The sequence below is a fragment of the Ferrovibrio sp. genome (assembly GCF_029255545.1).
Lineage (GTDB): Bacteria > Pseudomonadota > Alphaproteobacteria > Ferrovibrionales > Ferrovibrionaceae > Ferrovibrio.
Map to the genome: position 1 here is coordinate 14,431 of NZ_JANLJJ010000041.1, position 4,578 is coordinate 19,008.

Annotated in this window: 1 protein-coding gene; it reads right to left on the reverse strand. The window is 62.7% G+C overall.

Translation table 11 applies throughout. From position 1 onward, the window contains the following. The coding region (locus tag Q1J79_RS08275) for a calcium-binding protein (protein ID WP_300299119.1) at nucleotides 1–4,537 on the reverse strand (4,537 nt) is incomplete at its 3' end. Between the last annotated feature and the right edge of the window lie 41 nt (nucleotides 4,538–4,578).

Below are 4,578 nucleotides of genomic sequence, written 5' to 3' on the forward strand. Positions count from 1 at the left end.
CATCGATCACGTCCGCACCTGCGCCGCCCTCCAGGATGTCGTTGCCGTCATGGCCATAGATCGTATCGTTACCGGCCAGGCCATTGATGACATCATCCCCCGCAGTGCCATTGATGATGTCATCCCACGACGTGCCGCCAGCATTACCGGGGACCACGGTATAGGCGCCGCCGGTCCAGTTCGAGATGTCGATATAGCCATCGGTGAACTGTAGCCTCTCGATCCCGGTCAGGCTGTCGACGCCCTCGTCGCCGTTCAGCGCCGTCACCGTCACCACGCCGTTGTTGTAGGCCAGCGTGTAGTTGCCGGACGCCAGGGCATAGATAGCGGTGTCGCTACCGGCACCGCCATCCAGTGTGTCGTTATCGTCCCCGCCGGTGAGCATGTCGTCGCCAGCATTGCCACGAAGTTCGTTGGCCGAAGCGCTGCCGGTCAGCATATCGGCATGGGCCGAGCCCCACAGGTTTGTCGCACTGTCGGCACTGTATCCAGGGCCGAATCCACCGTCATAAGCCCCAAGGATGATATCGCCCTGGGCATCGCCGCCAGAGGCGGTTCCCGTTGCCAAGTTAACGTTCACGCCGGCTGAGGAATGCGCATAACTCAGGGTGTCGGCGCCGCCGTTTCCATCGAAAATGTCAGCGCCGGCGCCTCCTTCGAACACCTCCGCTGCCGCTGTTCCAAAGAAGTAGTCATCACCAGCCGTGGCAATGAAATTTTCAATATTCGAGACCGTATCCTTGTACTGGAAGGCACCAGGCGAGCGGGTGTAATAATTTGTTTCACCCACATGCATGCGGTAAAAGATGCCGGTCCACGAACCAGGCAGCGACATGCTGCCGTAATCCAGCATATCCGTCCCTGCTCCGCCATCGATCGTGTCATTGCCAAGGCTGCCGATGATGGTATCGGCTCCATTGGTGCCATTGATGGTGTCGTTCCCGGAGGTGCCGGCGAGTGGAGCGGGGACCACGGTATAGGCCCCGCCGGTCCAGTTTGAGATATCGACATAGCCATCGGCGAACTGCAGGGTCTCGATCCCGGTCAGGCTGTCGACGCCCTCGCCGCCGCTCAGCGCCGTCACCGTCACCACGCCGTTGTTGTAGGCCAGCGTGTAGTCGCTGGACGCCAGGGCATAGAGCGCGGTGTCGCTGTCCGCGCCGCCATCAAGCGTGTCGTTGCCGCCGTTGCCTTTCAGTTTGTTGGCATTGGCGTCGCCAGTCAGGGTATCGGCATGCTCCGAGCCCCACAGGTTCTCGATCGATATCAGCGTGTCGCCGGAAGCATGACCGCCACTGGCGCTACCCGACTGCAGGTTGACCGTGACTCCTGCATTCGAAGAAGCATAGCTGGCCGTGTCATTGCCCAGCATTCCGTTCACGCGGTCGCCGCCCGCGCCACCCTCGAGAATGTTGTCGGCGGCATCCGTGCCGTCGATATCGTCGTTATAGGCGGTGCCGATCAGGTTCTCCGCATTGGTCACCGTGTCGGTGCCGGCTCCGCCCGAGCGGACCTGGTTCTGCCACAACTCGGCATCAATATGGGTATTCAGGTCTGCGTAAGAAACCCAGTCGTTGCCGGCGCCGCCATCAATGATATCGTTGCCGTCGCCACCGACCAGGAAGTCATCACCACCCAGACCATTGATCGTGTCATTGCCGGCCAGGCCATGGATGATGTCGTCACCATCAGTGCCATTCAGGGTGTCGTTGCCGGCTGTGCCGACAATCGTGGAGGAACTGTTGGGAACCACGGTATAGGGGCCGCCGGTCCAGTTCGAGATATCCACGGTGCCATCGACGAACTGCAGGGTCTCGATCCCGGTCAGGCTGTCGACGCCCTCGTCGCCGCTCAGCGCCGTCACCGTGACCACACCGTTGTTGTAGGAAAGCGTGTAGTTGTTGGACGCGAAGGCATAGGTCGCAATGTCGCTGCCGGCACCGCCGGCCAGCATGTCGTTCCCGCCCCCACCGGTGAGCACATCGTCGCCATCATTGCCGCGCAGATCGTTGGCATTGGCATCGCCGATCAGGGTGTCGGCATGAGTCGAGCCCCACAGGTTCTCAATCGATATCAGCGTATCGCCGGCAGCATGCCCGCCGCTAGCGCTGCCCGACTGTAGATTGATCGTGACTCCTGCGTCCGAAGAAACATAGCTGGCCGTGTCATTGCCCAGCATTCCATTCACACGGTCAGCACCGGCGCCACCCTCAAGAATGTTATCGGCGGCATCCGTGCCGTCGATGTCGTCATTATAGGCGGTACCGATGAGGTTCTCCACGTTGGTCACCACATCGGTGCCAGCTCCGTTAGAGCGAACCTCATTCTGCCACAGCTCGGCATCGATGTGGCCGTTCAGGTCGGCATATGAAACCCAGTCATTGCCGGCACCGCCATCGATAATGTCGTTACCAATGCCACCAACCAGGAAGTCGTCCCCCTCCAGGCCGTTGATGGTGTCATTCCCATCACCACCATGGATAACATCATCAAACGGAGTTCCGTTGATGATGTTATTCCCTGCATCCCCATCGATCGGGAAGGACATGCCGCCATCGGCAAACTGCAGCGCCTCCACGCCATTGAGCGTTATGCTGCCGCTGCCAAATTCCCCGCCGCTCACCGTGATGCTGCCATCGCCATTGATGGTGATAGTGTAATTGGCCTGGGCCTGGGCCAAGGCAACCGTATCGGTCCCCGTCCCACCGATCACTGTGGTATTGGCCGCGTTCACCACGATGGTGTCGTCACCGTCGCCGCCATCCAGAATGCCAGCGCTGGCGCCGCCCACAATGATGTCGCCGTAGCCCGTACCGACTGCATTCTGCACAGAAACATAGGTGCTGCCGTCGCTGCCCGAGCCGTTCAGCAGGTTGATGGTGACGCCAGCCGAGGCTCCGGCATAGGAGACCGTATTGTTGCCGCTACCGCCGATCACCGTGGTATTGGCTGCATTCACCACGATGGTGTCGTCGCCATCACCGCCATCCAAAATGCCGGCGCTGGCGCCGCCCACGATGATGTCGCCATGGCCCGTACCGACTGCATTCTGCACGGAAACATAGGTACTGCCGTCGCTGCCCGATCCGGTCGACAGGTTGATAGTCACGCCGGCCGAAGCCCCGGCATAGGAGACCGTATTGTTGCCGCCACCGCCGATCACCGTGGTATTGGCTGCGTTGACCACGATGGTGTCGTCGCCGTCGCCGCCATCCAACACGCCGGCGCTGGCGCCACCTACGATGATGTCGCCGTAGCCCGAGCCAATCGCGCTTCCGACCGACACATAAGTGCTGCCGTCGCTGCCTGAGCCGTTCAGCAGGTTGATGGTGACGCCAGCCGAGGCCCCGGCATAGGAGACCGTATTGTTGCCGCCGCCACCGATCACCGTGGTATTCCCGGCGCCGATCACGATGGTGTCGTCGCCGTCGCCGCCATCCAGAATGCCGGCGCTGGCGCCACCCACGATGATGTCGCCGTAGCCGGAGCCGACCACGCTTTCCACGGACACATAGGTATCGCCACTACCGCCTTGTCCGGCCTGAAGATCGATCGTCACCCCCGCCGCAGCTCCGGCATAGGAGACGGTATCCGAGCCCGTTCCGCCGATCACCGTGGTGCCCGCCGCCGTCACCACAATGGTGTCGTCGCCATCGCCGCCATCCAGAATGCCGGCGCTGGCGCCACCTACGATGATGTCGCCGTAGCCCGAGCCGACCACGCTCTCCACCGACACATAGGTATCGCCGCTGCCACCCTGCCCGGCCAGAAGATCGATGGTTACACCGGCTGCAGCCGCCGCGTAGGAAACGGTATCCGAGCCCGCGCCGCCGAGCACGGTGGTGCCCGCCGCCGTCACCACAATGGTGTCGTCGCCATCGCCGCCATCCAGTACGCCGGCGCTGGCGCCACCCACGATGATGTCGCCGTAGCCCGAGCCAACCGCGCTCTCCACAGACACATAGGTGTCGCCGCTGCCACCCTGCCCGGCTTGAAGATCGATCGTCACGCCGGCCGCAGCTCCGACATAAGAGACGGTATCCGAGCCTGTTCCGCCGATCACGGTGGTGCCAGCCGCCGTCACCACAATGGTGTCGTCGCCATCGCCACCATCCAGCACACCGGCGCTGGCACCACCCACGATGATGTCGCCGTAGCCCGAACCGACCACGCTCTCCACGGACACATACGTGCTGCCGTCACTGCCCGATCCGGTCGCCAGGTCGATGGTCACCCCGGCCGCAGCCCCGGCATAGGACACGGAATCCGAGCCAGAACCGCCGAGCACGGTGGTGCCCGCCGCCGTCACCACAATGGTGTCGTCGCCATCGCCGCCATCCAGTACGCCGGCGCTGGCGCCGCCCACGATGATGTCGCCGTAGCCCGAACCGACCACGCTCTCCACGGACACATAGGTGCTGCCGTCACTGCCTGAACCGGCGGATAGATCGATGGTCACGCCAGCGGCAGCCCCGGCATAGGAGACAGAATCCGAGCCAGAACCGCCGAGCACGGTGGTGCCGGCCGCCGTCACCACAATGGTGTCGTCGCCATCGCCACCATCCAGCACACCGGCGC